This window comes from Bradyrhizobium sp. PMVTL-01 (assembly GCF_051861855.1).
GTDB lineage: Bacteria > Pseudomonadota > Alphaproteobacteria > Rhizobiales > Xanthobacteraceae > Bradyrhizobium.
This window is the reverse complement of sequence record NZ_CP193982.1, coordinates 5436957-5461671: the sequence shown is the minus strand read 5'-3', so window position 1 is coordinate 5461671 and position 24715 is coordinate 5436957. Positions and strand designations below refer to the sequence as shown.

At 63.0% G+C, this 24715-nt stretch carries 22 protein-coding genes and 1 pseudogene; 7 read left to right on the top strand and 16 right to left on the bottom strand.

Translation table 11 applies throughout. The features are described 5' to 3' along the window. Positions 1-101 precede the first annotated feature (101 nt). The 3 genes from ACRQ5Q_RS26690 to ACRQ5Q_RS26680 are packed head-to-tail and all read left to right on the top strand — an operon-like array spanning position 102 to position 1466. Positions 102-254: a hypothetical protein gene (locus ACRQ5Q_RS26690; protein ID WP_439374704.1), complete on the top strand. Its 153-nt coding sequence runs from the start codon at positions 102-104 to the stop codon at positions 252-254. Then, positions 251-538, top strand: a complete 288-nt coding sequence (locus ACRQ5Q_RS26685) for a hypothetical protein (RefSeq protein ID WP_439392849.1) — start codon at positions 251-253, stop codon at positions 536-538. The genes ACRQ5Q_RS26690 and ACRQ5Q_RS26685 overlap by 4 nt, the downstream gene beginning before the upstream one ends. Positions 539-551: 13 nt before the next feature. Beyond that, entirely contained in the window at positions 552-1466 is a 915-nt protein-coding gene (locus ACRQ5Q_RS26680; RefSeq protein WP_439392847.1) for a hypothetical protein, read from the top strand. 6 nt (positions 1467-1472) lie between these two features. Here the strand turns inward: ACRQ5Q_RS26680 and ACRQ5Q_RS26675 are convergent, their stop codons facing one another. Further along, the gene (locus tag ACRQ5Q_RS26675; protein WP_439374707.1) at positions 1473-2255 is read right to left on the bottom strand and encodes a Crp/Fnr family transcriptional regulator; all 783 of its coding nucleotides are present in this window, start codon (positions 2253-2255) and stop codon (positions 1473-1475) included. Between the two features lie 585 nt (positions 2256-2840). Here ACRQ5Q_RS26675 and ACRQ5Q_RS26670 point away from each other — a divergent pair. Further along, positions 2841-4643: an SDR family oxidoreductase gene (locus ACRQ5Q_RS26670; RefSeq protein WP_439392845.1), complete on the top strand. Its 1803-nt coding sequence runs from the start codon at positions 2841-2843 to the stop codon at positions 4641-4643. 48 nt (positions 4644-4691) lie between these two features. On the opposite strand, the pseudogene ACRQ5Q_RS26665 reads toward ACRQ5Q_RS26670, so the two are convergent. The 13 genes and pseudogenes from ACRQ5Q_RS26665 to ACRQ5Q_RS26605 form a co-directional block, all read right to left on the bottom strand. Then, a pseudogene (locus tag ACRQ5Q_RS26665) lies at positions 4692-4784 on the bottom strand (hypothetical protein); the annotation flags it as partial. 21 nt (positions 4785-4805) lie between these two features. Then, a complete protein-coding gene (locus tag ACRQ5Q_RS26660) occupies positions 4806-5183 on the bottom strand; it encodes a c-type cytochrome (RefSeq protein ID WP_439374711.1) in 378 nt (125 codons plus the stop codon). An 18-nt stretch (positions 5184-5201) separates the two neighbouring features. Next, positions 5202-5837 carry a c-type cytochrome gene (locus ACRQ5Q_RS26655; RefSeq protein ID WP_439399876.1) on the bottom strand — a complete coding sequence of 212 codons (636 nt, stop codon included), beginning with the start codon at positions 5835-5837 and terminating at the stop codon, positions 5202-5204. Continuing rightward, a complete protein-coding gene (locus ACRQ5Q_RS26650) occupies positions 5837-6676 on the bottom strand; it encodes a substrate-binding domain-containing protein (protein ID WP_439392843.1) in 840 nt (279 codons plus the stop codon). Before ACRQ5Q_RS26650 ends, ACRQ5Q_RS26655 begins: the two co-directional genes overlap by 1 nt. Continuing rightward, positions 6660-8507, bottom strand: a complete 1848-nt coding sequence (locus tag ACRQ5Q_RS26645; RefSeq protein ID WP_439374713.1) for a methanol/ethanol family PQQ-dependent dehydrogenase — start codon at positions 8505-8507, stop codon at positions 6660-6662. Before ACRQ5Q_RS26645 ends, ACRQ5Q_RS26650 begins: the two co-directional genes overlap by 17 nt. A gap of 106 nt (positions 8508-8613) precedes the next feature. Further along, positions 8614-9402, bottom strand: a complete 789-nt coding sequence (locus ACRQ5Q_RS26640) for a heme-binding protein (protein ID WP_439374714.1) — start codon at positions 9400-9402, stop codon at positions 8614-8616. A 69-nt stretch (positions 9403-9471) separates the two neighbouring features. Then, positions 9472-10395 (bottom strand): cytochrome c oxidase assembly protein, encoded by a 924-nt coding sequence (locus ACRQ5Q_RS26635; RefSeq protein ID WP_439392841.1) that lies wholly within the window; start codon positions 10393-10395, stop codon positions 9472-9474. Beyond that, positions 10383-10736, bottom strand: a complete 354-nt coding sequence (locus tag ACRQ5Q_RS26630) for a hypothetical protein (RefSeq protein ID WP_439374716.1) — start codon at positions 10734-10736, stop codon at positions 10383-10385. The genes ACRQ5Q_RS26635 and ACRQ5Q_RS26630 overlap by 13 nt, the downstream gene beginning before the upstream one ends. Next, complete coding sequence (locus ACRQ5Q_RS26625; protein ID WP_439374717.1) at positions 10733-11332, bottom strand: cytochrome c oxidase subunit 3; 600 nt, start codon at positions 11330-11332, stop codon at positions 10733-10735. Before ACRQ5Q_RS26625 ends, ACRQ5Q_RS26630 begins: the two co-directional genes overlap by 4 nt. Next, complete coding sequence (ctaD, locus tag ACRQ5Q_RS26620) at positions 11329-13242, bottom strand: cytochrome c oxidase subunit I (protein ID WP_439374718.1); 1914 nt, start codon at positions 13240-13242, stop codon at positions 11329-11331. The genes ACRQ5Q_RS26625 and ctaD overlap by 4 nt, the downstream gene beginning before the upstream one ends. Further along, the gene (coxB, locus tag ACRQ5Q_RS26615) at positions 13239-14249 is read right to left on the bottom strand and encodes a cytochrome c oxidase subunit II (protein ID WP_439392839.1); all 1011 of its coding nucleotides are present in this window, start codon (positions 14247-14249) and stop codon (positions 13239-13241) included. The genes ctaD and coxB overlap by 4 nt, the downstream gene beginning before the upstream one ends. 90 nt (positions 14250-14339) lie before the next feature. Next, entirely contained in the window at positions 14340-14462 is a 123-nt protein-coding gene (locus ACRQ5Q_RS26610; protein WP_439392837.1) for a hypothetical protein, read from the bottom strand. A gap of 305 nt (positions 14463-14767) precedes the next feature. Then, positions 14768-15001: a DUF6894 family protein gene (locus ACRQ5Q_RS26605; RefSeq protein ID WP_439392835.1), complete on the bottom strand. Its 234-nt coding sequence runs from the start codon at positions 14999-15001 to the stop codon at positions 14768-14770. 127 nt (positions 15002-15128) lie between these two features. Between ACRQ5Q_RS26605 and ACRQ5Q_RS26600 the strand changes: the two genes are divergently transcribed. From ACRQ5Q_RS26600 to ACRQ5Q_RS26590, 3 genes are all read left to right on the top strand, one after another. After that, the gene (locus ACRQ5Q_RS26600; RefSeq protein WP_439374721.1) at positions 15129-15986 is read left to right on the top strand and encodes an SDR family oxidoreductase; all 858 of its coding nucleotides are present in this window, start codon (positions 15129-15131) and stop codon (positions 15984-15986) included. Positions 15987-16190: 204 nt separating this feature from the next. Continuing rightward, positions 16191-16424, top strand: coding sequence for a hypothetical protein (locus ACRQ5Q_RS26595; RefSeq protein WP_439392833.1), 234 nt, complete (start codon positions 16191-16193; stop codon positions 16422-16424). A gap of 67 nt (positions 16425-16491) precedes the next feature. Further along, positions 16492-16698 (top strand): hypothetical protein, encoded by a 207-nt coding sequence (locus tag ACRQ5Q_RS26590; protein ID WP_439392831.1) that lies wholly within the window; start codon positions 16492-16494, stop codon positions 16696-16698. 509 nt (positions 16699-17207) lie between these two features. On the opposite strand, the gene ACRQ5Q_RS26585 is transcribed toward ACRQ5Q_RS26590, so the two are convergent. Further along, positions 17208-18479, bottom strand: coding sequence for a DUF892 family protein (locus ACRQ5Q_RS26585; protein WP_439374722.1), 1272 nt, complete (start codon positions 18477-18479; stop codon positions 17208-17210). 134 nt (positions 18480-18613) lie between these two features. Next, complete coding sequence (locus ACRQ5Q_RS26580) at positions 18614-24484, bottom strand: AAA family ATPase (protein ID WP_439392830.1); 5871 nt, start codon at positions 24482-24484, stop codon at positions 18614-18616. Between the last annotated feature and the right edge of the window lie 231 nt (positions 24485-24715).

Genomic DNA, 24715 nt, shown 5'->3' with positions numbered 1-24715 from the left:
ACGCGGTGCCGGCGGCGCGGATGGATTCCGGCCAAAAAATGCTTCAGGCTTAACCTGGGATAGAATCCGTCGCCACGCGAAGGGAACGAAGATCATCCAGGATGAAGATGAAGAAGATGATGCTGGCGTCTCGTTTCCCGTCAGCCGCGCCGCGACGTGAAGAACAAATCTTGCCGTTCCGCGTTTCACCGCAGATTGGTCCGATGCGATGCCGCGGCATCGCCGGGCCTGCCAGCAAGCGAGGTGCCACATGACGTCCAAAACCCAGAACAGCGAAGCCGAGCAGACCACCGATCACGCTGCGATCCGCAAATGGGTGGAGGAGCGCGGCGGCCAGCCGGCGACGGTCAAGGCGACCGAGGAGAACGGACATGCCGGCATCCTGCGCATCGATTTCGATCCGCCGGATGAAGCGCTCGACCGCATTGGTTGGGACGAGTTCTTCGACAAGTTCGACGAAGCCGGCATCGCTTTCCTGCACCAGGACCGGACCAAGGACGGCAAGCTCAGCCGATTCCACAAGTTCGTCCGCCGCTAGTCGGATCGCCGGCGTGACGAACGACTGGGTGGAGGCGATGCGCATGGGCGATTTCGCGCGCGCCTGGGCCATCAACGACCGCGACCTCGCGGCGGCGTCGCATCCGCCCAAGCATACCGGTCCGCGTCATCTCCAGCGGATCTGGCGCGGGGAGCCTCTCACGGACAAGCATGTGCTGGTCCGCTGCTATCACGGGCTCGGCGACACCATCCAGTTCCTGCGTTTCATGCAGCCTCTCCATGACGTGGCGCGCAGTGTCACGGTCTGGTGCCAGGCCGGACTCCTGCCGCTGGTGGAGCGCACGGCAGGCGTCGATCGCGTGCTTGCGCTCCACGAGGGAGCGCCCGGAGCGGACTTCGAGGTCGATATCGAGATCATGGAGGTGCCGCAGGCGTTGAGGGTCGGGCGAGAGCGGATCGAGATGCGCGCGCCTTATTTGACGCTACCGCCGCGCAGCGCGCCTGCCTCGCTCGACCGCGAAGGCCTGGCCGTCGGCCTGGTCTGGGAGGTCGGTCAATGGGACAAGCGGCGCGCAATTCCACCCGCCTGGTTGCGACATCTCGCCGTTCCTGGCGTCGCGCTTCACTCGCTTCAGGCAAATGCAACTATCGAAGCGCTCGCGCATATCGGCGCGCGGGACGTCGGCACGCCCGACATCGCAACCCTCGGCCATCTGCTCCGCCGGCTCGACCTCGTCATTTGCGTCGATACCATGATCGCACATCTGGCAGGCGCACTCGGATGCGAAGCCTGGGTGCTGTTGCATGCCGATTGCGACTGGCGATGGCCCTCATCCGGGTGCCGCTCGCTCTGGTATCCGAGCCTGCGGCTGTTTCGCCAAGAGACCGCCGGCGATTGGGGAGCTGTGATCTGGGAGGTGCGCGAAGCCTTGGAGCAGCGCGGGAGATCCGCGCAAAGAATCGCGTGAACGTCATCAGGCCAGCGCAACGGCGCCTTTGGCCGGTCCCAACTGTATTGGTCGCGCGTCTTGGTCGCGCGGCCGGATGCCGAGATAGGCGGGATCGAAGCCCGCCAGCCGGACCAGTCCCGGCCAGTCGGAAATCGTCAATGTCTTGCCATGCCATTGCAGCAGGTTGCAGCGGCGCAGCTCTTGGATGGTGCGGTTGGCATGGACCGGGGAGATGCTGCAGGCCGCGGCGAGGTCGGATTGGGTGAACGGCGAAGCCAGTCTGAAATCCTTGGCGAGCCCTACATTTTGCAGGCGCGTCGTGATCTCGCAGAGCAGGTGTGCCACTCGCGTCAGGGCGTCCCGACTGCCGAGGTTTATCGTCCAGTTGCGCTGAATGGCGTGGTCGCCAAGCAGCATCAGCAGGAGGGTACGCGACATCGCGGACGAGCGCGCCGATAATTCGCGAAAGAAGCGATGCGGCACCAGCGCGACCACAGCGGGGCCGAGAGCGATGAGGTCGCCGTCGATGCGGGGCCGGTACAGCGACTGGAGGTCGGGGATGTCGCCGGGGACCGAGATCGACGTGATCTGCCCGTTCGTTCCCTCGGGGTCCTGCCAGGACAGATAGCCCTGGAGTAGAAGGCAGCATTGATGGTTATCGTCGCCGTGGCGCAGGATAGCCTGATGCGAACTGAAGTGCGCGATCGTGCTCGGCATCTCTGCCAGGAGATCAAGATCGTCGACAGTTACGTCACCAAGACTCGCCAGATGATCGGCGAGCTTGGAGAAGGTAAATCCAGTCTGCATTGCTCGTCCGATCGCACGTCACCCGCGTGCACTTTGGGTCAAGTCGCAAAGGGGAGGCATTAACCTTTGATACATCCGTGCGGATTGTGAGGATGGATCGTCGGATGCGGGTCGACGCCCATCCGCCTTCGATGTTCCTCCGATCGGGGCCGAACCCCGTCGCGAGGAGCCAAGTGAGCTGATTGAGCGCCGCGCCGGGTCTGCGTTCTCGAGTCCATAAAATCTGGTCTTCTTAACATTTTGAAGTGCCGGAACCGGAGTTCGGCGCGAACTATGGACAATGCCGGCTGGGCCGCCCGGTCTGGCGCGTATCGGCCCCGCGCCATACCCTCCCGGCGGGGCCGTTTCCCTTGGACGTAACTGCAGGCCATTAGAGGCGGGGGAGAGCAGGCCCGGTCGTCGACAAAGATTGCTGTTTATGCTGCGTTGATCGGCAACATCCTCGTTGCCGTCACCAAGATTGGCGCAGCGCTGTGGACGGGAAGCTCGTCGATGGCGACCGAGGCCAAGCATTCGGTCGCTGTAGTTACGAGGAACGAGCGTCATGTCCGCGGACTTGGATGAGATCCGGACCGGAAGATGCTCATGCAAAGATCTGGCGCTGCCCCATCGACTGCCACCCTCACGAGGGTGACGGATGACATCTGGATTGCGGACGACGCGCCGATCAGCGTGGCCGGTCTGGTTCTGCCTGTTCGCATGACGGTCATTCGGCTGTCGAATGGTGACCTCGTGCTGCACTCGCCGGTACGATACTCGCACGCTCTGCGCGAAGAGCTCGAGCGTCTTGGTCCGATCAGATGCCTGCTGGCGCCGAATGTTGCGCACTGGATGTTTCTACCCGAATGGCAAAGTCAATTGCCGCAGGCAACGACCTTCGCAGCAAGAGGCCTCTCGGCGAGGAAGCAGGTACGAGAGGCAGGCCTTCGCATTGACCGGGAGCTTGGCGGTACCACCCCGGAAGAATGGTCCGCGGATCTCGAGACCATCGCCGTGAACGCGCCGATGTTCTCGGAAGTGGAGATATTCGACAGGCGGAGCCGCACATTGATCCTGACGGATCTCGTGCAGAACCTCGATTCCCATGATCTTCCCGCGTCAAATCAGGCCGCTGTAGGCCTGCTTGGCAACGCCAAGCCTGATGGCAAGGCGCCGGTTTATCTGCGTCTGCTGTTGCGGCTCGGCGGCCGGTCGGTCCAGGCTGCAGCCGGGCGGCTGGTGAGCCTCGAGCCCGAACGGGTCATTCTCGCGCATGGCGACTGGTTCGACTCCGGAGCGACCGAGCAGCTCCGGAAATCCCTGCGATGGCTGCTCCCTGTGGGTGCCGAACGAGCTGCGCCGCGGCCGATGGCGGGCACACGCGTCGTCATGACGGGGGCCTCCAGCGGAATAGGCCGCGCCGCCGCGCTGGCGTTTGCGCGGGCAGGTGCGAGCGTGGTTTTGGCGGCGCGGCGCGAGGAAATCCTGACGCGCCTTGCGGCGGAGTGCGAGGCGCTTGGGGGCCGTGCCCTGGCGGTTCCGACCGATGTCACCGATGCCGAGGCGGTGCAGCGACTGGCCCGGCAGGCCGAAGATGCATTCGGCGGGATCGACGTTTGGATCAACAATGCCGGCACGGGTGTGTTCGGGGCCTATCGGGACGCCGATCTCGCGCTGCATCGCCGGACCGTCGAGGTCAATCTGCTCGGAGCCATGAACGGCGCGTTCGCGGTGCTTCCGATCTTCTTGCGCCAGAACCGGGGCATCCTGATCAATAACATCTCGCTTGGCGGCTGGGCCCCGACGCCGTTTGCGGCCGCGTATACCGCAAGCAAGTTCGGCCTGCGCGGGTTCACGGCGAGCCTGCGCCAGGAGCTTGGCGCACATCCCAATATCCACGTCTGCGGCGTCTTCCCGGCGATGGTGGATACGCCGGGTTTCGTCCACGGTGCCAACATGTCGGGCAAGACGCTTGACCCTGGCCCGCTGCTCTACCAGTCCGAGGACGTCGCTCAGGCGTTCCTGGATCTGGTCCGCACGCCCCGTGACGAGGTCGCCGTCGGGTGGCCCGCACGCGCCGGTCAGATGGCCTATGCCATTGCGCCGAAATTGACCGAGGATCTGCTGGGAGGCGCATTCCGGTTTCTGCTGTCGCGCGCGCGGCGCGCACCGATCAGCGAAGGAACCATGATTGAAGCGTCTCCGCAGGGAAGCTCGGTTGATGGCGGCTGGCTGGCACGGAAGCAGCTTCCACCGGCCGGGGTCATCACCCAGGGGCTTGCGGTTCTTGCGCTCGCTGCGGGTGTGGCTCTCCTGGCCTCCGCGATTGCTCGTCCGCGTCGGCAGATCAGGACAAGGCGTCGCAAGGCGCCGGCAAGCCGGGCCGACGCATATCACGGCAGCGCGTAGGCCCGCACGTCATCGCCGAGTTTGGTTCCGAATGACCCGTGGCCGCCGCGGCTGCGAGGGCATGTCCATGTCCCAGAGATCATGGTGCCCGTTCTGGAAAGACCAGCGCAGTTCTACGATGCCGATATCGAGCGCGACCAAGATGTATGGAGTTCGTATGACCTACTTCAGCGTATAGAGAAACGCCGCGATGTCGCGCGCGTCCTTCTGCGGAATCCCCATTTTCGGCATCGCGTTGCCCGGCAACGCCCGCTGCGGATCCTCGATCCAGTCGGCCATGTTGTCCGGCGAGTTCTGGATGTAGCCGGCGATGTAGGTCCGCGTGCCGATCCTGTGCAGGGGCGGCCCGACATTGCCGTCGGCACCGGCGATGCCGGGAATGTCATGACAGCTGCCGCACTGGTATTGCTTGACGAGATCGGTGCCACGGCGCGCATCGCCCGTGAAGTTATCCGGACCGGCAGCCTTGCCCGGCTCGCAAGCCGCAGCCGTCACGGCCAGCAGCGAAGCGATGAGCAAGCGTGTCGTCGGACGCATCATCGGCTGCTCCCCTTCCGATCAGGGCTTTTGGCCGAAATTGAAAGACTTGGTTGCGGACCAGGGATCGGTGGTCGAGACCTGCTCGCTCGGGACTTGCTCCAATTCAGGCGACAGCGGATTTGCCGAGAAGGTGCGGCCCCATTGCCGGCTCGGCTCGTTGCTGATCTTGCCGATATAGGTGACGAGGTCCCAGATCACGCTGTCGGGCAGCACGCCGCCCCAGGCCGGCATGCCATTGGGGCGACCCTGGTAGATCGACAGATAGATGTTCTCGGGCTGCGAGCCATAGGTGAAGAGATTGTTGCTCAGCGCCGGCCCCATGCCGCCGCCGCCGTTCGGCGCGTGGCAGCCGACGCAATTGAAGTTGACGAAATAGGTCATCCCGCGTTGCTCCGCATTCGGATCGCCCTGGACCGGATTCTTGATCTGCGGCGGGTCTGGCTGTGCGCCTGGAACGAGAGTGGTTACGGGAACCTGCATGAACACGCCCGGCCGGCCGTTGCCGACGCTGCCGCCGAAATTCGGCCGCGGTGCCAGGGTCGGCATCTGCGCCTCCTGCGATTGCGGCAGGGTCTGCTGGGCAAGCACCGCATCATCCGGCACAGCCAGCAGGAGAAGCGACAGTGCACTTGCGCGTAGCGCTATGGCAGACATCATTCATGCCCTCCCGATGCCGTCACCGGCGCATCGATCAGAGGCACGCCATAGCTCCGCAACAGCGCAGCAATCTCGGATCGATGCTCGTCGATGAACACGTTGAGCTGATCCCGTAACGCGTGATCCCCCTTGCGCACGCCCATCGAAATCGCGAACTGGAATTGCTGAGGCGCAAAGCGTTCGCCATCCTGGATCGGCGTGACCGTCAGCGGCACCCCGGAGAGGCCGGCGAAGTATCCGGCAAGCGGTCCCCAGGCCGCGGCGACATCGATCTCGCCGTGTTCGACGGCCTCGATCAGGCGGGCCGGCGGATCGGCCTTGCGGTAGTCGCCGTAGATCGAGTAGCCGCGGACATTGTCGACGATGCCGAGCTCGCCGAGTGCCTGCGCCGGCGGCGGATTGTTGCCGTCGTCGCCGACGAGGTGCACGCCGATCGCCAGGCGATGCAGGCGCGGATCGAGCAGGGAGGAGAGATCGAGATGCGCGTCCTGGCGGCTCACGAAAACATAGGTCGAGCGATAATATGGCTTCGTGGTCTCGGCGAGGTCGTAGCCGGACGGCAGGCCCATCACGACGTCGCATTTTTCCGCCTTCAGGGTGTTGCGGATGAAGCCGCGACGCTGCGCCCACCAGGTGTGGGACAGGGATCGTCCGAGCGCATCCGCCACCATCGACGCGAGCCTGTTTTCGAATCCGGCCTCCGCACTGTTGGAAAACGGCAGATTGTTGGGATCGGCACAGACGCGCAGCTCGCCAATCGGCGCGGCGGCTGCGGGCGATGTGATCCCGATCAGGCCGCCAAGCGCAAGGGCGGCACAATCAGCGCGGAGGTGCATGGCTGTTGTCCTGACCATTGGCGCCGCCGAGCTTGAACACCAGCAGCTCGCTGCCGCCGGCGGTGTAGAACGGCAGATCCTGCATTGCACCGGCGAAGCCGAGCGCGCTATTGCGTACCCGCTGGTCGACCTCCGCATTCGCCACCACGCCGGGCCAGCCGCCGACGCCGGAGAGGATCGCGATGTATTGCTGCCCGTCCGAGCCGCGATAGGAGATCGGCTGGCCGATGAACCCGGAGCCCGCGCGAAACTGCCAGAGCACGTTTCCGGTCTTTGCGTCGACCGCCTTGAACATGCGGTCCATCGTTCCATAGAACGCGACATCGCCCGCCGTCACCAGCGCGCCGCTCCAGACCGGCAGCTTCTCGTGGATCTCCCAGACCTTCTTGCGCGCGACCGGATCCCAAGCCATGAACTCGCCGCGATGTCCTCCGGGACCGGCATACATGTCGACGTCGGCACCGACAAAGGGCGTGCCGGCGATGTAGCCGACCTGCGACGCCTTGAAGTCCATGCAGAGATGCTGATGCGGGACATAGAGCAGCTTTGTGCGCGGCGACCAGGCGGACGGCTGCCAATCCTTGGCGCCCGGCGCACTCGGGCAGATGTTCTCGACCGTCTTGCCGACCAGCGGGGTCTTCTCCTCGTTGGGGATGATCTTGCCGGTCTTGAGGTCGACGCCCTCATAGGCGTTCACGAACTCAAATGCATCCGCCGAGATCACTTCGCCGGTGGCGCGGTCCATCACGTACATGTAGCCGTTGCGGCCGGGATGGATCAGCACCTTGCGCGGCTGGCCGTTCAGCTCGAGATCGACCAAGACGTTCTCGTTGATCTCGTCATGGTCGAACAGGTCATGCGGATTGATCTGATAGGCCCATTTCGCATGCCCGTTGTCCGGATCACGCGCGAAGATGGTCGTACTCCAGAGATTGTCGCCGCTGCGCTGGTTCGCATTCCATGGACTGGGATTGGCGGTGCCGTAATAGATCAGGTTGAGGTCGGAATCGTAGGAGATCCATCCCCACATGGTGCCGCCGCCGACCTGCCAGCGGTCGGCAGGCCAGCTCTTGACGCCGAGATCCTTGCCCTTGAGGTTGTCGTAGAACGGCTTGAAATCGTCGCCGATCAAGACGTCCTTGTCGGGACCGGTGGCGTAGGCGCGCCAGGCGATGGCGCCGGTGTTCTCGTCGAGCGCAGTGACCCAGCCGCGCACGCCCATCTCGCCGCCGCTGTTGCCGATGAGGACCTTGCCCTTCACCACGACGGGCGCCATCGTGATGGTCTCGCCCTTGTTGATCTCGCCGAGCTTGGTGTGCCAAAGCTCTTTGCCGGACTTGGCATCGATGGCGACGGAATGATTGTCCAGCGTGTTGAGGAACACCTTGCCGTTGTCGAAAGCGAGCCCGCGATTGACGACGTCGCAACAGGCAACGCCTGCCGCCGCAGGCTCCGGCTTCGGCGCATACGACCATTTCAACTCGCCCGTGGTGGCGTCGAGCGCGAACACGCGGTTGGGGTAAGGGCCGGCATAGGGGCCGACCACGTACATGGTCCCGTCGACCACGAGAGGCGCCGCCTCCTGGCCGCGATCGGCGCCAACCGAGAACGTCCAGGCGAGTTGCAGACGCGATGCGTTGCCGGCGTTGATCTGATCGAGATCGCTATAGCGGGTGTTGGCGTAGTCGCGCGCCGCCATCGGCCATTGGCCGGGATCCTTCATGCGGCCGGCAAGATCGGACTGGGCAAAACCAGGCGAAAGCGACGCGGAGCACGCCCACAGCGCACTCAGCGTTCCCCACAGCAATCGCCTGAGGCAGGGCATTAACATAGGTGAAGATCTCCACGGCATTGATGAGGCCCTGCCGCGTTGCAGGCCGGTTTGCGAACGTACAAACGTTGCATGCGCGCTTGGTTCCTAGCGCTGCGAGACGCGACTACCTCACGACACTTCCCGAGACGCCGGCGCCGAGATCGACGGCGATCTGATCTTCCTTGCCGTCGCATTTGGGATGGCCAAAGCCCGACGAGCTTTTGCCATCCGGCCCGATGTCGTAGATGATCGCGTCCTTCATGTTCGGGCTGACGCCGGCCGGCACGTGATCGAGGCCGAGGAAGTGCCGCACGCGCCAGGCGACATTGTGATCCGCACAGGAGCTGTCGCCGCTGACGCCGAGCGCGCCGGCGATGCCGTTGCCGTCATACAACGCCAGCCCGCCGCCGAAGACGATGACGCCGCCGACGGGCTTGCCGACCATCGGATCGCGTGCGGTTCCGAATTCCTCCGGCGTACCCGCGTAGAGAACCTCCGGCGAAGGCGGATTGCTGAGAGCCGCGCCGAACAGGAAGCCGCCGGGCTGGGCGCCCGCGTAAAGGTTGGCGGTGGCCATCGCCTTGCTCTTCAGGCTGAACGCATTCGCGGTGTTCGCTTTCTCGGCGGCGATCGCGCGGCTGCCGAGCCACTGGTCGTCGACCTTGCTGCCGCTATAGGCGATCGCGCAGACGACACCCTGCCGGTTCACGACGGCGGCCCATTCGTTGTTGTCGAGGCCGCCATTGCTCGGACCGCCGCCGGGCTTGACGCTCTTCTTGAGAATGTCGGCGAGCTGATCATGGTCGACCGGGCACGACATTCCCGGGCGTGGTTGATCTTGCGCGATCGCGCCTTCCGGGGCCGCAAAGGCTACCGTGAGAATGACAGCCGCCATGACGGTTGGTTTGCCCATCTGGCCTCCAAGAGATTGTCGAAAGTCAGCAGGCGAACGTCGCATAAAACCTGCGGTTCCTATGTTCCTTCAACCGGCATGCCGAACTGTCGGCACGCCGGCATCCGCAGCGATCGTGGTCAGCCACCGATAACCGAAGAACAGGGCAGCACCCGTGTAGAGCATGCCCATCGGCACGCACATCAGGATGCCCGCGAGCTGCTGATCCTCGAGCGGCGACAGACCGAATTCACCCGCGAGGGCGCCCTGGCCTGGAATCCACAGGCGCGTCGAAAGCGTCAGGAGCGCTCCGAGCACGCCGGAATGAAGCACAGTGAGGAACAGGCAGGCAATCGCGATGCCGTCCCGAAGCCGCACGCTGCGCCCGACGCCGCGGCCGTGGAGAAGCACCCACCAGAACAACAAGGCGGTGGCAAAGAAGCTGATGTGCTGGAGGCGATGGATGGCGGTGTTTTCCAGCGCCCATGCATAGAGCGGCGGCGCATGCCAGGCCCAGAGGGCGAGGCCGTGCAGGGCCGTCGCGGTGACAGGATGGCTGATGACTGCCCACGGCCGCGCCACGATCGGCCAATTGAGACATCGGCCCGCAGCGGGACGTAGCGAAGCGGGCAGACTCCACATCAGCGCCCCGTTGATCCGGGCGAAGGCCATCAGCGGCGCGCCGACCACCATGAGCAGCTCGTGCTCGATCATGTGCGCAGTGAACAGACGCTCGCCAAGCCAGTGCAGCGGCGAGGTGAGGGCGAGCGCGACGATCAGCCATCCCGTCCAGAATGCGCCGACCTGGCCGAAGCTGACGCCGCGCCCGCCGCCGGCATGGTGCCAGAGCCGCTGCGTGCCGACGTAGAAGCCAATCCCAACCATATAAAGGGGTGCCAGAAGCCAGGGGTCGAAGCTCCAGAGCCGGCCCTGATCGACATCCGAGATGCCGTGCGCCATTGCCGGCGCCGCGGCCAGGCCAAGCAGAAGAGCCAGCAGGCTCAGCGCAGGCATGGGCTGATCATCAATGATGCCGCGAGCTGGTTCGCGATCACTAGCGCGAACAGCACGCCGGAGCCGACACCGAGCCAGGCCATGAACGTGCGGGGACCGCCGCCTTGCGCATCGGCCCATTCCGCGGCGGCGCCGCGCCGAACCGCAAGAGCCGATATCGCCGTGCCCGCGAGGGCGACGATGGCGAGGACGGCGCTCATGATCGTGCCGGTGAACTTCGTCGTCTCGCACGAGAAATGGGCGAGCGCATAGATCCCTTGCAGGTTGATGCCCCATGCGAGCGGTCCGAGCGCGACGCCGGCCCAATAGAGCAACTTCGGATGTCGTTCGGCAGCGGTCATAGGCGCGGCACCCAGTCGAGCAGAACGTAGAGCGGCAGCCAGGCCAGCACGACAAAGTTCCAGTAGAACACGTTGTCGGTGACGTCGCTGAACCGGCGCGGCCTGGCGTGGCGCGTGAACATCAGCACCGTCAGCACGATCGTGTCGCCGACATCGGTGGCAAGATGGGTCGTATGCAGTCCCAGGATCAACCAGACGACGGATCCGTAGGCCGAGTTGTCCCAGCGCGTGTTGAGATGAGCGAACTCGAAGCCGCGCAGGACCAATAATCCGAGACCAATCAGCGCCATCACGATGAGGCCTGTGCGTACTTTCGCAAGGTCCTGTCGATGAGCGGCGCGATTGGTCATCTCGTTCGGAATGATGCTCAGGAGATAGATGATGGTCTCGGCCGTGCCAGGCCAGAGATCGGGGGGCGCCGCTCCAATCGGCCAGTTCGGGTTGACGGCATAGAGATAGAGGTAGGCCCCGATTGCGATGGCGAATCCCATACCCTCGAGCGCCATGAACCCGATGGCACCCCACCAGGGGCCGCTGCGGGGGCCATAGCCATAGGTTGGCAGTTCGGCGACGTTGCGGACGATGGTTTGCCTCACTCCTCGTCCTCCTTGCTGCCGGCCGGCCAGAACCAGCCGATCAAGGTAATCGCCATGGGCGGCGTGCCCCACAGCACCGCCCAGGGCGTGAAGATCGAGCCGATGAAGAACACCGTCGTCGTAATCGCCGTCAGCAGCGGCCAGATGCTCGGCTCGGGCGACGCCTCGCGGACCTGCGGCTCTGCTTCGGCCAGCGAAGTCAGAAGCACTTCGCGGCGCTCCACGCTCAAGCCCGCAACGACAGGCAGGCTTCGATTGTCGAGCCAGAGCGGATCACGGTGCTTGAGCACGGGAATGCGGTCGAAATTCTGCGGTGGCGGCGGTGAGGACGTCGCCCATTCCAGCGTCGAAGCATCCCAGGGATTGTCGCCTGCGAGCGCGCCGCCGCGAAGACTGATGATCACGTTGACGAGCAGCAGCGCGAAGCTGAGCGCGAAAATCGCAGCGCCGCCGCTGGAGAGCAGGTTGAGGTGCGCCCAGTCCATGTCTGGGGTGTAGGTGTAGACGCGCCGCGGCATCCCGATCAGCCCGAGGATGTGCATCGGGAAGAACGCGACGTTGAAGCCGACAAAGGCCAGCCAGAAGTTCCAGCGTCCGAGCCGCTCGCTCAGCATCCGGCCGGTGATCTTGGGAAACCAGTAATAGACGGCGCCGATGAGCGGGAAGACCGCGCCACCGATCAGAACGTAGTGGAAGTGGGCGACGACGAAATAGGTATCGTGCACCTGTGTGTCGATCGGCACCGAGGCGACCATCACGCCGGAGAGGCCGCCGAGCACGAAGATCACGATGAAGCCGATCACGAACAGGAGCGGGGTGCGGTAGACCGGACGGCCGTCCCACAGGGTCGCCAGCCAGCAGAAGATCTGCAGCCCGCTCGGCACGGCGATCAGCATGCTGGACGCCGTGAATAGGCCGGCGCCGAGCTGGGGCAGGCCCGTCACGAACATGTGGTGGACCCACAGGCCGAACGACAGGAAGCCGGTGGCGATCAGCGAGAGGATCACGACCGGATAGCCGATCACCGGCCGGCGCGCGAATGTTGCGAGGATGGCCGAGACCATGCCGGTCCCCGGGATGAAGATGATGTAGACCTCGGGATGACCGAAGAACCAGAACAGGTGCTGCCAGAGCAGGGGATGTCCGCCCGACGAGGAATCGTAGAAGCGCGTGTTGACGAGACGGTCCAGGATCAGCGAGGTCGATGCGACCATGATCGAAGGCATCGCGAACATCACCAGGAAGGCCGTGACCAGCATCGCCCACACGAAGAGGGGGATTCGGTCGAGCGTCATGCCGGGCGCGCGCTGCTTGAACACGGTGACGACGATCTCCACGGAGACCGCGAGCGCCGCGACCTCGGTGAAGGTGATCATCTGCGCCCAGACGTCGGGCCGTTTCGTGGGCGTGTACTGCAACGAGGACAGGGGAACGTAGGCGAACCAGCCGACATCCGGACCGACGTTGAGCGCGAAGGAGATCCAGAGGAAGCAGCCTCCGAACAGAAACATCCAGTAGCTGAACGCATTGAGGCGCGGGAAGGCGATATTCCGCGTTCCGACCATCAGCGGTACGAGGTAGACGGCGAAAGCCTCCATCACGGGGACGGCGAACAGGAACATCATCGTCGAGCCGTGCATCGTGAAGATCTGGTTGTATTTGTCGGCCGACAGGAACGTCTTCTCGGGCCCGGCGAGCTGGATGCGCATCAGGATCGCAAGGATGCCGCCGAGAAGCAGGAACGCGAATGCCGTGACGATGTAGCGTCGGCCGACGACCTTGTGGTCGACCGACATCAGCGCGCCGAGCAGGCCGGACGGCGTGCGCCAGATGCTTTCAAGGCGCGCGGACAGCTCCAGGCCGCTCAACCCGTCATCCCGCAACGCGCGTTCTTCAGCTACCACGGTCACTTGAGTTGCTCCAGATAGTGGAGGATCGCGATGAGCTCATCCGATTGCAGCGGCATCTTCGGCATGTTGCTGCCGGGCTTGACGTGCTGGGGGTCGGCGATCCAGCCGCCGAGCGCGGCCGGGGTCATCGGCAGCGTTCCGGCTGCGACTGTCGTCCGGCTGCCGACGTGGGTCAGATCAGGGCCGAGCTGCCCGCCCGCGAGCGTGCCGCGGACGGTGTGGCAGAGCGCACAGCCTCTTGCGCGGAACAGGTGCTCGCCCTGCTTGCCGAGCGGGTCGGTCGGGCTGGTCGCACTCTGGTTCTCGTGGTCGCGCCAGCGGCCGAATTCGTCCGCCGACAGCGCCAGCACGGCGAACGCCATATGGGCATGCTGAAGGCCGCAGAATTCGGCGCACTGTCCGCGATAGACGCCGGCATTCTTCGCCGTGAATTGCAGCTCGTTCTTCTGCCCGGTGATGAGGTCCATCTTCCCGGTCAGGCTCGGCACCCAGAAGCTGTGGATCACATCGGCAGACTCCAGCTCGACCTTTACGGGCTGGCCGGTCGGAATGCGGATCTCGTTTGCGGTCACGAAGCTCTTGTCGGGACTGTCGTCCTCGTAGCGGACTTCCCACCACCATTGATGGCCGATGATCTTGAGCGTGAGGGCGTGCTCGTCCTTGGCGAAGACGGTGCGCTGACCGGCATAACTGACGATTGAGAGTCCAAGCACGACGACAAGGGTGGCGACTCCCAAGGCAAGGACGACGCGACCGGTCGTCTCTTCAAACGGCTGCTGCAGCGCGAGCGGCTGGTAGGCCGGACGCTTTCGGCGCAGCATGCCCACACAAAGCACGATCAGGACGGCGATCCAGACCACCGCCGCGATGATCAGGAAGATGAGGAAAGTCCGGAGGATCTGGTCAGACTGAAGCCCCTGCGGATCGAGCACGGACTGCCGGCCGGCGCAAGCGGCCAGCGGCAACGTCGCAAATGGCAGCAGAGCCGTTCGTATCCGGAAAAGCATCGATGTTCGCCGTGCTCCCCTGTAGGCAGGGCGAACCGGTCAATCCTATGAAGGTTCCTATTGCAACGATCTGGTTGATTCACTGCCGCATCAGAACGGCCATCCTCTGGTCGCGATGAAGATTGCGGCATCAGCAGCGGCCATCAGCAACAGGATGATCAATACGGCTATCAGCGCTCCGGGCTGGATGATGGCGCGAAGGTCTTCAAGCATCTGTCGTCCTCGTCCGCCCTATCGCCTTGCCACGGGCTTTTGCGGATCGTCGGGGCGCACCGACGCCTCCCAAAAGCTGTCGACGCCGCTTTCCCCAATGGTTCGGTCCGGTTTCGGGCAATGCGAGCCTGCTGCGGTGGTTCCTTACGCAAACTGAGCCAGGTTACAAATTTGCGAGTCCTTCAAAATCTCCGGAAGGAAGGATTGGTGTCGGTGAGCAGATCAGAGTTTCACATCCTCAAGCCAAAGGAGATGGAAGGGCTGGCAGGCTTCGACCCGACCCATCTGCGTCTCAGTCCGAGCACTTAATTGAGCTTTTGGGCGCGCACATCGATGCGGTAGAGCGGATCACCCTCCCGGTAAACAACCAGTGACCAATCGCCGCCGTTGGAAGTGAGTGTCGATTCAATGTCCCGCACGGTGCGGACGGCCTGGTGCCATGCAGCTTCATCGTCTGGCAGGTCTTCACTATCAGAGAAATCGCCACCATCCGAGATCTTGAAGGAATAACGAACCATCCGGGTGAACGGCGGGAACATGGCTGGCGTTCCTAACCGTCGGCGTAGATCCGCAGCCGAGCGACGCGATTGAAGCAACGGATACGATTGGCGGCTTGGAACGCTTGCGGTCGCCTTAGGTTACCGGAGGAAATTCCGGAGCAGCTCCATGACCGAATATCCCAAGCCCCCATTCCCTGCCCAGCAACAACCGATGCCCGGTTCGACCCGCGCGATGAACCCGCGGCCGGATCATGGCGAGGAGAGTTACAAGGGGGCAGGGCGCCTTGCCGGCAAGAAGGCCATCATCACCGGCGGCGACAGCGGCATCGGCCGCGCCGTCGCAATTGCCTATGCCCGTGAGGGCGCAGACATCGTCATCGCGTATCTGAACGAGGATGACGACGCGGCTGAGGTCAAGACGTTGGTGGAGCGGGAAGGGCGCAAGGCCGTCCTGATTTCCGGCGACATCGCCGATCCCGACCATTGCCGGTCCATCGTCCGTCGCGCGGTCGAGGAACTCGGGGGAATCGACATCCTCGTCAACAACGCGGCCCATCAGGCGACGTTCGAGGACATCCAGGACATCAGCGACAAGGAATGGCAACGAACGTTCGAAGTGAACATCCATGCGATGTTCTATTTGGCCAAGGCCGCCGTCCCGCACATGCGGCCGGGCGGCGCGATCGTGAATACGGCGTCCGTGAACTCGGACATGCCTAACCCGACCCTGCTTGCCTATGCCACCACCAAAGGGGCCATTCAGAATTTTACCGGCGGCCTCGCTCAGATGCTGGCAAGCAAGGGCATCCGGGTCAACGCGGTCGCTCCGGGACCGATCTGGACGCCCCTCATACCGTCGACCATGCCCGAGGAGTCCGTCAAGAATTTCGGCAAGCAGGTGCCCATGCAGCGCGCCGGGCAGCCCGCCGAGCTCGCGACGGCCTATGTGATGTTGGCCGACCCGCTCTCGAGCTATACGTCCGGAGCGACCCTGGCGGTCACGGGTGGGAAGCCCTTCATCTGATCCCGCAAGATGCCTGTCTACAGGTGTTTTGCCCGACGGGTCAAGCCGACTTCGCAAAAACAGAAATCGGCTGCGAGGCCATTGATTCCGTTATCGCCCGCTACGGTGCATGGGGTTGTTTTCGCGTTTTTGTTGCAAGCCGCCCGATAGGAACCGCGCGGGCAGCGCGCGGTTGCTTCGAACCAGCCAAGCGAGGGTATTCTGATGGACCTGAGAGACGCCTCCGCAATGACCGAAGCATCCGGCCTTCCTGACGATCCCGGGATTGAGAACGGCTCGGCCGCATCCGGCGCCCCGAGAGTGCAGGCTCCGCAGTCTGAGCCGCCTGCGGCCGCAGCGCGCCTCGCCGGGCAACTGCGGGAGATCGCCAGGGCCGCACCGCTCCGGTCGCTGGCCGCGGCATTCGTAATCGGCGTCCTGGTCGTGCGGCGACGCTAGGCGAAGATAGGGAAGACAGGAACGTCTCTTCCGCCGACATGTTTTAAGCAGTCACGGAGAGATCAGCATGGATCAAGACGGTCACAACACAGTCCGGTCACGGCAGAACAGCCCGGTCGGTTGGATGATTGGAGCAATCTTCGTCATAGCCGTCGTCGCCGCCGTCTTCTTCTACAATGGACGGGACGTCGGTCATCAAGCCACCACCACGACGCCGACCAACGCGCCGAGCGTCACGACGGGCTCCAACGGATCGACCACGTCCAGCAAGTGAGCGCAGACCCCACAAGGCAGGCCGTCGGGATAGGCGGCCCTTTCTAGGGCCTCGGCTCAGCGCCTCGCAATTCCGGCACATCATCGTGCAAAAAAGGACGCGGCCCCGGCGTAAGGGAGGGTGCCGCCGGGGCCGCGCTCGCCGCGCGTCTGGAAGGAAACGGACCGAGGCGCGCGGTTGTCTAATGTCGCGGGACGTTGCCGTTCGACGGCGGAGTGATCTCGTTGCGCATGCCGCGCGGGCTTGATGCACCTTGTCCGCCGCGCTCCACATGAGAGATGCCGCCGCCGCCCGCCCCCCGGTACCGCCCGAGCCGCCGTCTCCGCTCGGGTGTGGCGATCGCCGAATAACAGCATTATACGGAGCAAAGCGACGAGCTCGTGCGATGCGCTGGGGTAGGGTGAAGCTCCGGAGGGCCGCCTGACCCGCCAACAGCATCTCGACAGGAATGGCTGCTGACGGGACCGTCCTTGAAGGCAGATCCCGCCAGCCAGAAGCAGGCCTAGCGTTTATTCCGTCTGCTCGACGGCCGCGGGCATTTTCGCAACAGACATCAGCGAACGAGCGATCTGGTTCAAGAGCTGATCGGCGTTCTCTTCCTCGGCGAGGGACTTCGACAGCAGACTGACGATCGCGCTATGGCGCAATTGCTGAGCGAGATTGCGCGCGGTGGTGTAACCGGCGATCTCGTAGTGCTCGACCCGCTGCGCCGCTCCGATCAATGCGAGGTCGGCAGCAGCATCTTCCTTCTCTTCGCCTTCGTCCATGATTTCCTGACCTTCCTCGACCAGGCCCATCATGCCCTTGCAAGGCTTGGCGCGTGGGGACTTTCCGAGCATCTCGAAACACTCGTTGATCCGCTCGATCTGTGCCTCGGTCTCGGCGAGATGCTGCTCGAACAGCTCTCGCAACTGATCGAAGCGCGCGGCCTCCGCCATCTTGGGCAGCGTTTTTGTCAGTTGCTTCTCTGCGTGAAGGATGTCGCGAAGCTCGTCGATCAGGAGTTCGCCGAGACCGGCTTCGTCGACCGGCGGAGAGCTCTCGGTGAGGATGCCATTTGCCGGGCCGGGCTCACCGGCCTGGATGGCGGGCGAGTCGGTGAAGACCCATTCGCCTCCTTCATTCCACGGCCCGCGCGTGTCGATCTCGCCATGATCGCCGGTTCCCGTCGAATCGTTGAAGAACTGATCGACGAGGCCGGGTGTCGGCGCGATCCGGCCGATGCTGAATGCCGGCTTTGCCATGCTTTCCAGAGCCAGCGAGAACGCCTTCATGTGCGTGATCTCGCGGGTCATCAGGAACTGAAGCGCATCCTTGGTGCCGGCGTCATCGGTGAAATTGATCAGCCGTTCGTAGACGATCTTGGCCCTCGCCTCCGCGGCAATGTTGCTCCGAAGGTCGACATCCAGCTCGCCGGTGATCTTGAGGTAATCGGCAGTCCAGGCGTTGCCCTGCGAGTTGAACAGGTTCACGCCACCGCCTCCCGCGATTGCGATGAGCGGATCGGCTTCGGCAGCCTCGCGATCGAACTTCGCGGGCTTCAGATGCATGCGGGCTAGCGTACCGACGACTTCGAGATGGCTCAATTCCTCCGTGCCGATGTCCATCAGGAGATCCTTGCGATCCGGATCCTCGCAATTGATACCCTGTATGGAGTACTGCATGGCGGCGGCGAGCTCGCCGTTGGCGCCGCCGAACTGTTCGAGCAGCATATTGCCGAAACGGGGATCCGGTTCGTCGACACGGACGGTGAACATCAGTTTCTTGACGTGGTGGTACATGGATTGCCCTTAGGTTACGAGGAACATCCGTTCTCGAACCGACACGTATTGGCGTTGTTCCTATGTGGCTGCTGCGCCGGAGCTGGCGCGGGCTCGAGGCGGCGGCAGTAAGCTTGCTGATAGGAGCAAGATAGTCAGGAAGCGTCTGCGGGACGCACCGGCACGGTGAAGTGAAAAGTCGCTCCGCGGGGCAGGTTAGGTGTCACCCACAAACGTCCGGCATGAGCTTCGATAATCGAACGGCAGATGGACAGTCCGACCCCGAGCCCGCCCGGCTTCGTCGTGTAGAAGGGAGTGAAGACGCGATCGAGATCTTCCACTGTCAATCCCGGTCCCGAGTCCTGAACCTCGACAAGAACACGGTCCGGACCGACCTCACCCGTGGTGATAATCACCCTTCTGGCGTCGTCCGCGACGGTGCCCATGGCCTGGACTGCATTGACGATCAAATTAAGCACCACTTGCTGCAATTGGACACGATCGCCCTCCACAGGCGGTAAGCTGTCCGCAAGTTCCGCTTGTACCGAGACGCCGTTCTTCATCGCTTCGCCGCGGGTAAGCTCAATCACGTCCCGGATCGCTTCGTTGATATCCAATTTATCCTTCCGGGGCGGCGCTTTCTTGATGAGATCGCGAATTCGCTGGATGATGTCGCTGGCGAGCGCCGTATCGTTAATGACCCAGTCCAGTGATTGCCTGACCCTCTCGAGATCGGGTGGGTCCCTCTCAAGGAAACGCGCGGCCGCACCAGCATTCATGGATGCCGCGGCGACCGGCTGGCTTACTTCGTGGGCGATCGAGGCCGTGAGTTCGCCCATGGTGGCGAGGCGATTGGCATGCGCCAACTCCCTTTGCATCTCGCGCAGGGCCTCGGTGGCGCGCTTTTGTTCGGTGATGTGGCGCCCCACGCCGCGATAGCCGATGAACTGACCGGACTTGTCGAAAACCGGAATCCCGGAGACGGAGACGTAGCGCTTGCGGCCGTCGGGCGTCGGGCGCGCGAGCTCGAAGTCACGGAACGGCAGGTGGGCATCGAGCGTCTGCCGATGCATGCGCCAGGCTTCCTCGCCGGGTTCCAAGTAGGGCACTTCCCAACGCGTTTTACCAAGTTCAGAGCCCGACGCGGGAGCGTCTGTAACGGTTTCGGCGAACTCCTGGCGGATGAAGCGATGGTCCGCATCTGATTCCCAGTACACGTCGAAAGAGAACTGTACGAGAGTACGAAAACGCTCTTCGCTCTCCCGCAGAGCCTCCTCGGACCGTTTACGCTCCGTCAGGTCGACGACAAAGGAGACACCTTGATCCCGTTGCTCGTCGAACGCAGCCATTCCGATCAAGACCGGCACGCGGCTTCCGTCCTTGCGGAAATACTCTTTCTCGAACGGCTGTACGCTTCCCATCTTCTTGAGTTCCGGAATCCACCATCGTTCGTGCCGATCGAGCCATTCCGGCGGTGTCAGCGCAGTCCAGAGCAGGCGACCAGAGGCGAGATCCTCACGATCGTACCCCACGATGCGCAAAAACGCGTCGTTTGCCTCCAGAATGGGACCTTCAAGCTCCCAGATGATGATTCCAATGATGTTGGCGTCGACCAGGCGGCGGATCTTCGCTTCGCGTTCTCTGACATCGCGATACAGAGCCGCATTTTCCAGCGCGATTGCCGCTTGTGAGGCGAGCAGTGTTAGAACGGCCACTCTCGCAGGTGCGAAAACATGGGGCGTCAGTGTATTCTCAAGGTAGAGCACCCCGACAAGCTTCCCATGGTGGATCAGAGGCAAGCAAAGAATGGAACGAGGCTTGCGCTGACCAAGGTAGGGGTCCGTCGCAAAAGAAGGTTGGCAGGCGGCATCTTCGAGAACAGCGCACTCTCTGGTCCGCATTACGTAATAAAGAACGGATTCCGGAACCAGAGCCGCGGTCACCGCCGCATCGCATAGGTCGACGGTCACTCCGTCGCCGGTTACGGTGGCTTCCGCCTCGATGCGCGGCTCGTTGCTCTCGTGCGACAGGATCAACAGACCCCGCTCAGCGCCGGCTTGTTCGATGGCCGTGTGCATCAGGGTCTCGACGAGCTTTTCCAAGTCCATCTCGCCGGATACCGCCTCTGACACCTTGATCACGGTCGTGAGGTCGAGATGCTCGACCGGCGCCCCGATGGTGCTCATCGGGCCAGGCTCTGATCTCGCCTCCTTGAGATGCGGGTGGATATCCTCAAGTTGCCGCACTTTGCCGTCCGCCCCCCACCGAACAAAGCAATCGCGCGCTTTTTGCAGATAGATGCGAGCAAACTCTTCGAAGCCACGCGTGCCGTAAAAGCGCGCGGCCATTTCGTAAGCGAGTCCCTCGTGGTGGACGAACCCGTTGCCGCGGGCGGACCGGATGGCTTGTTCGTAGAGACGCTCCGCGTCGAGTTCTCTGCCTTCGAGGCGGGCGATTTCTGCGCCGGCGAGTAGAGCGCGGTTCGCGAAGCTCTCAGGGCAATTCTGCGCCCACAACTCGAGCTGCCGTTGGTGGACCGTCAGCGCGTCAAAGTGCCCTTGCTGTTCTTCAGGGGGAGCCAAATCCCAGCATGCGGCGTGGGACAGTGCCGCATAGAACTCGTATTCCGCCGTTTCGAATAGCTGAGGTGGTGACCACGGTAGGCTCGGAGCCCTCGCTGCGGCGGCCGCGGCCGACACATAGTCGCCGGCAAAGAAGCACGCTTGCAGCTTGCGTATCCAGTACCAGCTCTCAGGCAATACGAGCGCCGGATCAGCAGCCAAATGCCGCTCGAACCGAAGCTCGTCGGACGGGTTGTCGTGAAGAGCGCCGAACCGCCGGGTCAAGCCACGCAGCATCCGGATCAGCCCAAGTTGCGGCCTTATGATGTCGCCGATCAGCCCAAATTTAGCCTCTTCGGTCAACCGCAATCCGTGCTCGGCTTCGCGTTGTGCGTCTGCAAGCGGATCGCCCGCCGCGAGGAAATTCGTATTCAGGCTGGAGCAGCTGAAGGCAGCGAACGTGATGTCGCCACTGTTGCTCGCCGCGTCAAATGCGCGTCGAAACGCCTCTCGCGCGTGCTGGAGGGGCTTTGTCCATGAAAGGACGAGGTTGCCATAGTTCAGGTAGGTCCTCGCTTGAACGAGCGAAAATCCGCGGCGCTCGACCAGCTCAGTGCCGATACGGCTCAATCGGAGGCCCGCCTCATAGTCGTCGAAGCGGGCGCCGGCAATGGCGCCGAACATGACGTAGGGAACGCAGGAGGCATCGTTGTTCCCCCACTCAAGGCTCAAATCCACCGCTTTGATGACCACCAGCGAGCGAAGGTTCGTATCGGTGAAGAATGCAGGCGGCATGAGGGCCGTCAAAAGATCCAACAGGGCCAGTGCCAGCGCGTCGGTCATCAGCGGCAGATCCAGCACCTCCTCGATGGCTCGGTCTCCGAGGCGAGATCGGACGCGCTCGTATTCCCGTCGGACGTGATCATCGCTGGGGTGCGCCAGCCATCGAATCCCGAGTTGCTCCAGACAGCTGAGACCGGCGCCGACCGCGCGATCCGGCTTGCTGAGCGCCGTATACAAATCCACCAGTCGGCGCGCGACGACTGCAAGGTCGGTTGCATTCGAGATTCGCGTCGTCAGTTCCTGTAAGCGCTGTTCCGCCTCAACGACAGCGCCGGTCACGAACTCGCATTCGGCGCGATGCAACTCGAGCGAAAAAGCAAGCCGCTGGAAGCGCTCCCAACGGTCGTGCGGCAACAATGCCGCACCAGTTGCGGCGTAGTTGAGCGACGCCGCGTAGGCCGCCGACGCCCGCGCGCGCAGGCTGGCTGCCAGATTGAGCTCCGCAAGCTGCACGCGTTCATCTTGGGAGGTGATCAAGGCCGCGCCGCGGTTGAGCTGATTGACGATTGCGAAGATCGCCTTCTCGCGCTTCTCCCCGGATGTCTGCGCCAGCAATTGGCGCCCGATTCGCAGATGAAGCGCCGCGCGTTGATGCTCCGGGATCAGCGAATAGCAGGCTTCTTGTACGCGGTCGTGGACAAACCTGTAGCCGTCGGCCTGCTGCTCGATCAATTCCTGGCGGACCGCCTCCCAGAGCGCCGCATGAACCTGCTGCTCGGAGAGCCCGAGGACGACCGAGAGTGTCCTGGTTTCGGCGAAATTTCCGAGACAGGCCAACTCCCGCATCGTGTTCTGTGTGTCAGCCGGTAGCTGGGCGAGTTTTACGATCATCAAATCCACGACGTTGTCGGTGTGCCCCTTGGCGTGAATGCGATCCAGGTCCCAGCACCAGCACCTTGCGTCGTGATCAAAGCGGACGAGCCCTTCTGCGGCGAGTAGGTGGAGGAACTGATTCACGAAGAATGGATTGCCGGCCGTTTTATCGTGGATCAAATGCGCGAGCGGCGCCGCATGCAGCAAATCGCAGCCTAGAGCATCAGAGATCAGGCGCGAAATGTGTTCGCCGGCAAGCGGCGCAAGGATGATCTGTTGCAGGTTTGCGCCAGCGTTCTCTATGGCTTCAAGCCGATGCCGTAACGGATGGGCGGCGGTGACCTCGTTGTCCCGAAAGGACCCGATCAGCATCAGGTAGTGCAGATCGGTCCGGGTCAACAGATCCTCAATCAGATCCAACGTGGCGGCGTCGACCCATTGAAGATCGTCGAGGAAAAGCACCAACGGATGCTCGGAACGTGCGAATACCCCTATGAAGCGCCGCAGTACCTGATGGAAGCGGTTCTGTGCCTGCGGTGGCGGGAGATCAGGAACGGGAGGCTGCTCTCCAATGATCAGCCGCAATTCAGGAATCAGGTTGGCAACGAGTTGGCCGTTTGCGCCCAGCGCATTTTGAAAGGCTTGGCGCCAGTTCGCGAGTTCGACGTCATTCTTGCTTAGAAGAGACCTCACGAGGCTGCGAAATGCCTCGACCAGCATCGAATACGGAATATCGCGTTTGTACTGATCGAACTTGCCCGATGCGAACAGCCCGCGCGACGGAACAAGCCGGTGATGGAGCTCATTGACCACTGAGGACTTGCCCACACCGGAATAGCCGGAAACCAGCACCAATTCCGGCACGCCGCCCTTGAGCATCCGATCGAACGCGCCCAGCAGGAGTTCAATCTCGCGGTCTCTTCCATAGAGCTTTTCGGGGATCAGCAGTCGGTCGGGCGTGTCATATTGCCCGAGGGCAAAGTCTTCGATCCCACGTCCGGTTTCCCATTCATGCAGGCAGCGGCGCAGATCGTGCTCAAGGCCCGGCGCGCTCTGATAACGTTCCTCTGCGGACTTGGCGAGCAGCTTGAGCACTACGGCCGAGATTGCCGTCGGTACAGTGCTCAGGCGCTCGCTGGGCGGTACGGGCTTTCGGGCGATGTGGCAATGTACCCACTCCATCGAATGTGCCGCGGTGAACGGCAACGAGCCGGTCAGCATTTGGTAGAGCGTCACACCAAGCGAGTAGAGGTCGCTACGGAAATCGATCGAGCGGTTCATCCACCCGGTCTGTTCGGGCGCCATGTAAGGGAGCGTGCCCACGATGAACTCGGGCGGCCCGGGCGTGCGTCGCTCCCGGACCAAGCGCGAAGCGATACCGAAGCCGGTGAACCGGATCCGTTCGTCGTCGCAGTTTACCAGTATATGCGCCGGTTTCACGTCCTTGTGAACGAGGCCGCGTTGGTGCACCTTGTTCAAGGCGCTCGCGATATCGATCGCCAGTCGCAAAAAACGCCCGATGTCCATGGGCGCACCAAGCAACTGCTCGAGTGGCCGGCCGCCAGGATACTCGAGCAGCAAAACAGGGTGACTGCCGTCGTACTCCAGCCCGAGCGGCCGCATTGCCCACGCGCCATCCAGCTGGTCCTTGAGTTCGAACTCGCGAGCGAGCCGATCGAGGATGCCGGACGAAGCGTGCTTGGCCCTGGGAAGCACCGCCAATACAGCTCTGCTGGTGTCGGAATGACATAAAGCCCGGCAAAAGATGCGGGCGTCGTCCTCCCATAGCACTTGGAACCTGTTGTCCATGCGCGTCGAACCGAAAACGATGGGTTCAACCGGAAGCCTCCAAGTGACCCTATGCCGGGTGAGGAGGTGCTTTCCTAAGCCGTGAATCTGCCACAAACGGGCAGGTGTGCCCAGCCTAAGCTGGAGCTGCCAAAGCACCGCGAAGAAGCGGCGCGGATCGTCTGCAGAGGTTTTCCCGCAATCATTGGTTTATGCCCGCTCAGCGCTATCGGAAAGAGCGCTTGATCGCCT

Coding starts and splice junctions, on each gene's coding strand:
- ACRQ5Q_RS26610 (WP_439392837.1), bottom strand. CDS start 14,462: ATGCTTGAAGACCTTCGCGCCATCATCCAGCCCGGAGCGCTGATAGCC.
- ACRQ5Q_RS26645 (WP_439374713.1), bottom strand. CDS start 8,507: ATGTTAATGCCCTGCCTCAGGCGATTGCTGTGGGGAACGCTGAGTGCG.
- ACRQ5Q_RS26600 (WP_439374721.1), top strand. CDS start 15,129: ATGACCGAATATCCCAAGCCCCCATTCCCTGCCCAGCAACAACCGATG.
- ACRQ5Q_RS26675 (WP_439374707.1), bottom strand. CDS start 2,255: ATGCAGACTGGATTTACCTTCTCCAAGCTCGCCGATCATCTGGCGAGT.
- ACRQ5Q_RS26635 (WP_439392841.1), bottom strand. CDS start 10,395: ATGCCTGCGCTGAGCCTGCTGGCTCTTCTGCTTGGCCTGGCCGCGGCG.
- ACRQ5Q_RS26580 (WP_439392830.1), bottom strand. CDS start 24,484: ATGGACAACAGGTTCCAAGTGCTATGGGAGGACGACGCCCGCATCTTT.
- ACRQ5Q_RS26630 (WP_439374716.1), bottom strand. CDS start 10,736: ATGACCGCTGCCGAACGACATCCGAAGTTGCTCTATTGGGCCGGCGTC.
- ACRQ5Q_RS26685 (WP_439392849.1), top strand. CDS start 251: ATGACGTCCAAAACCCAGAACAGCGAAGCCGAGCAGACCACCGATCAC.
- coxB (WP_439392839.1), bottom strand. CDS start 14,249: ATGCTTTTCCGGATACGAACGGCTCTGCTGCCATTTGCGACGTTGCCG.
- ACRQ5Q_RS26595 (WP_439392833.1), top strand. CDS start 16,191: ATGGACCTGAGAGACGCCTCCGCAATGACCGAAGCATCCGGCCTTCCT.
- ACRQ5Q_RS26640 (WP_439374714.1), bottom strand. CDS start 9,402: ATGGGCAAACCAACCGTCATGGCGGCTGTCATTCTCACGGTAGCCTTT.
- ACRQ5Q_RS26655 (WP_439399876.1), bottom strand. CDS start 5,837: ATGTCTGCCATAGCGCTACGCGCAAGTGCACTGTCGCTTCTCCTGCTG.
- ACRQ5Q_RS26605 (WP_439392835.1), bottom strand. CDS start 15,001: ATGTTCCCGCCGTTCACCCGGATGGTTCGTTATTCCTTCAAGATCTCG.
- ACRQ5Q_RS26690 (WP_439374704.1), top strand. CDS start 102: ATGAAGATGAAGAAGATGATGCTGGCGTCTCGTTTCCCGTCAGCCGCG.
- ACRQ5Q_RS26660 (WP_439374711.1), bottom strand. CDS start 5,183: ATGATGCGTCCGACGACACGCTTGCTCATCGCTTCGCTGCTGGCCGTG.
- ACRQ5Q_RS26670 (WP_439392845.1), top strand. CDS start 2,841: ATGCAAAGATCTGGCGCTGCCCCATCGACTGCCACCCTCACGAGGGTG.
- ACRQ5Q_RS26650 (WP_439392843.1), bottom strand. CDS start 6,676: ATGCACCTCCGCGCTGATTGTGCCGCCCTTGCGCTTGGCGGCCTGATC.
- ACRQ5Q_RS26585 (WP_439374722.1), bottom strand. CDS start 18,479: ATGTACCACCACGTCAAGAAACTGATGTTCACCGTCCGTGTCGACGAA.
- ACRQ5Q_RS26590 (WP_439392831.1), top strand. CDS start 16,492: ATGGATCAAGACGGTCACAACACAGTCCGGTCACGGCAGAACAGCCCG.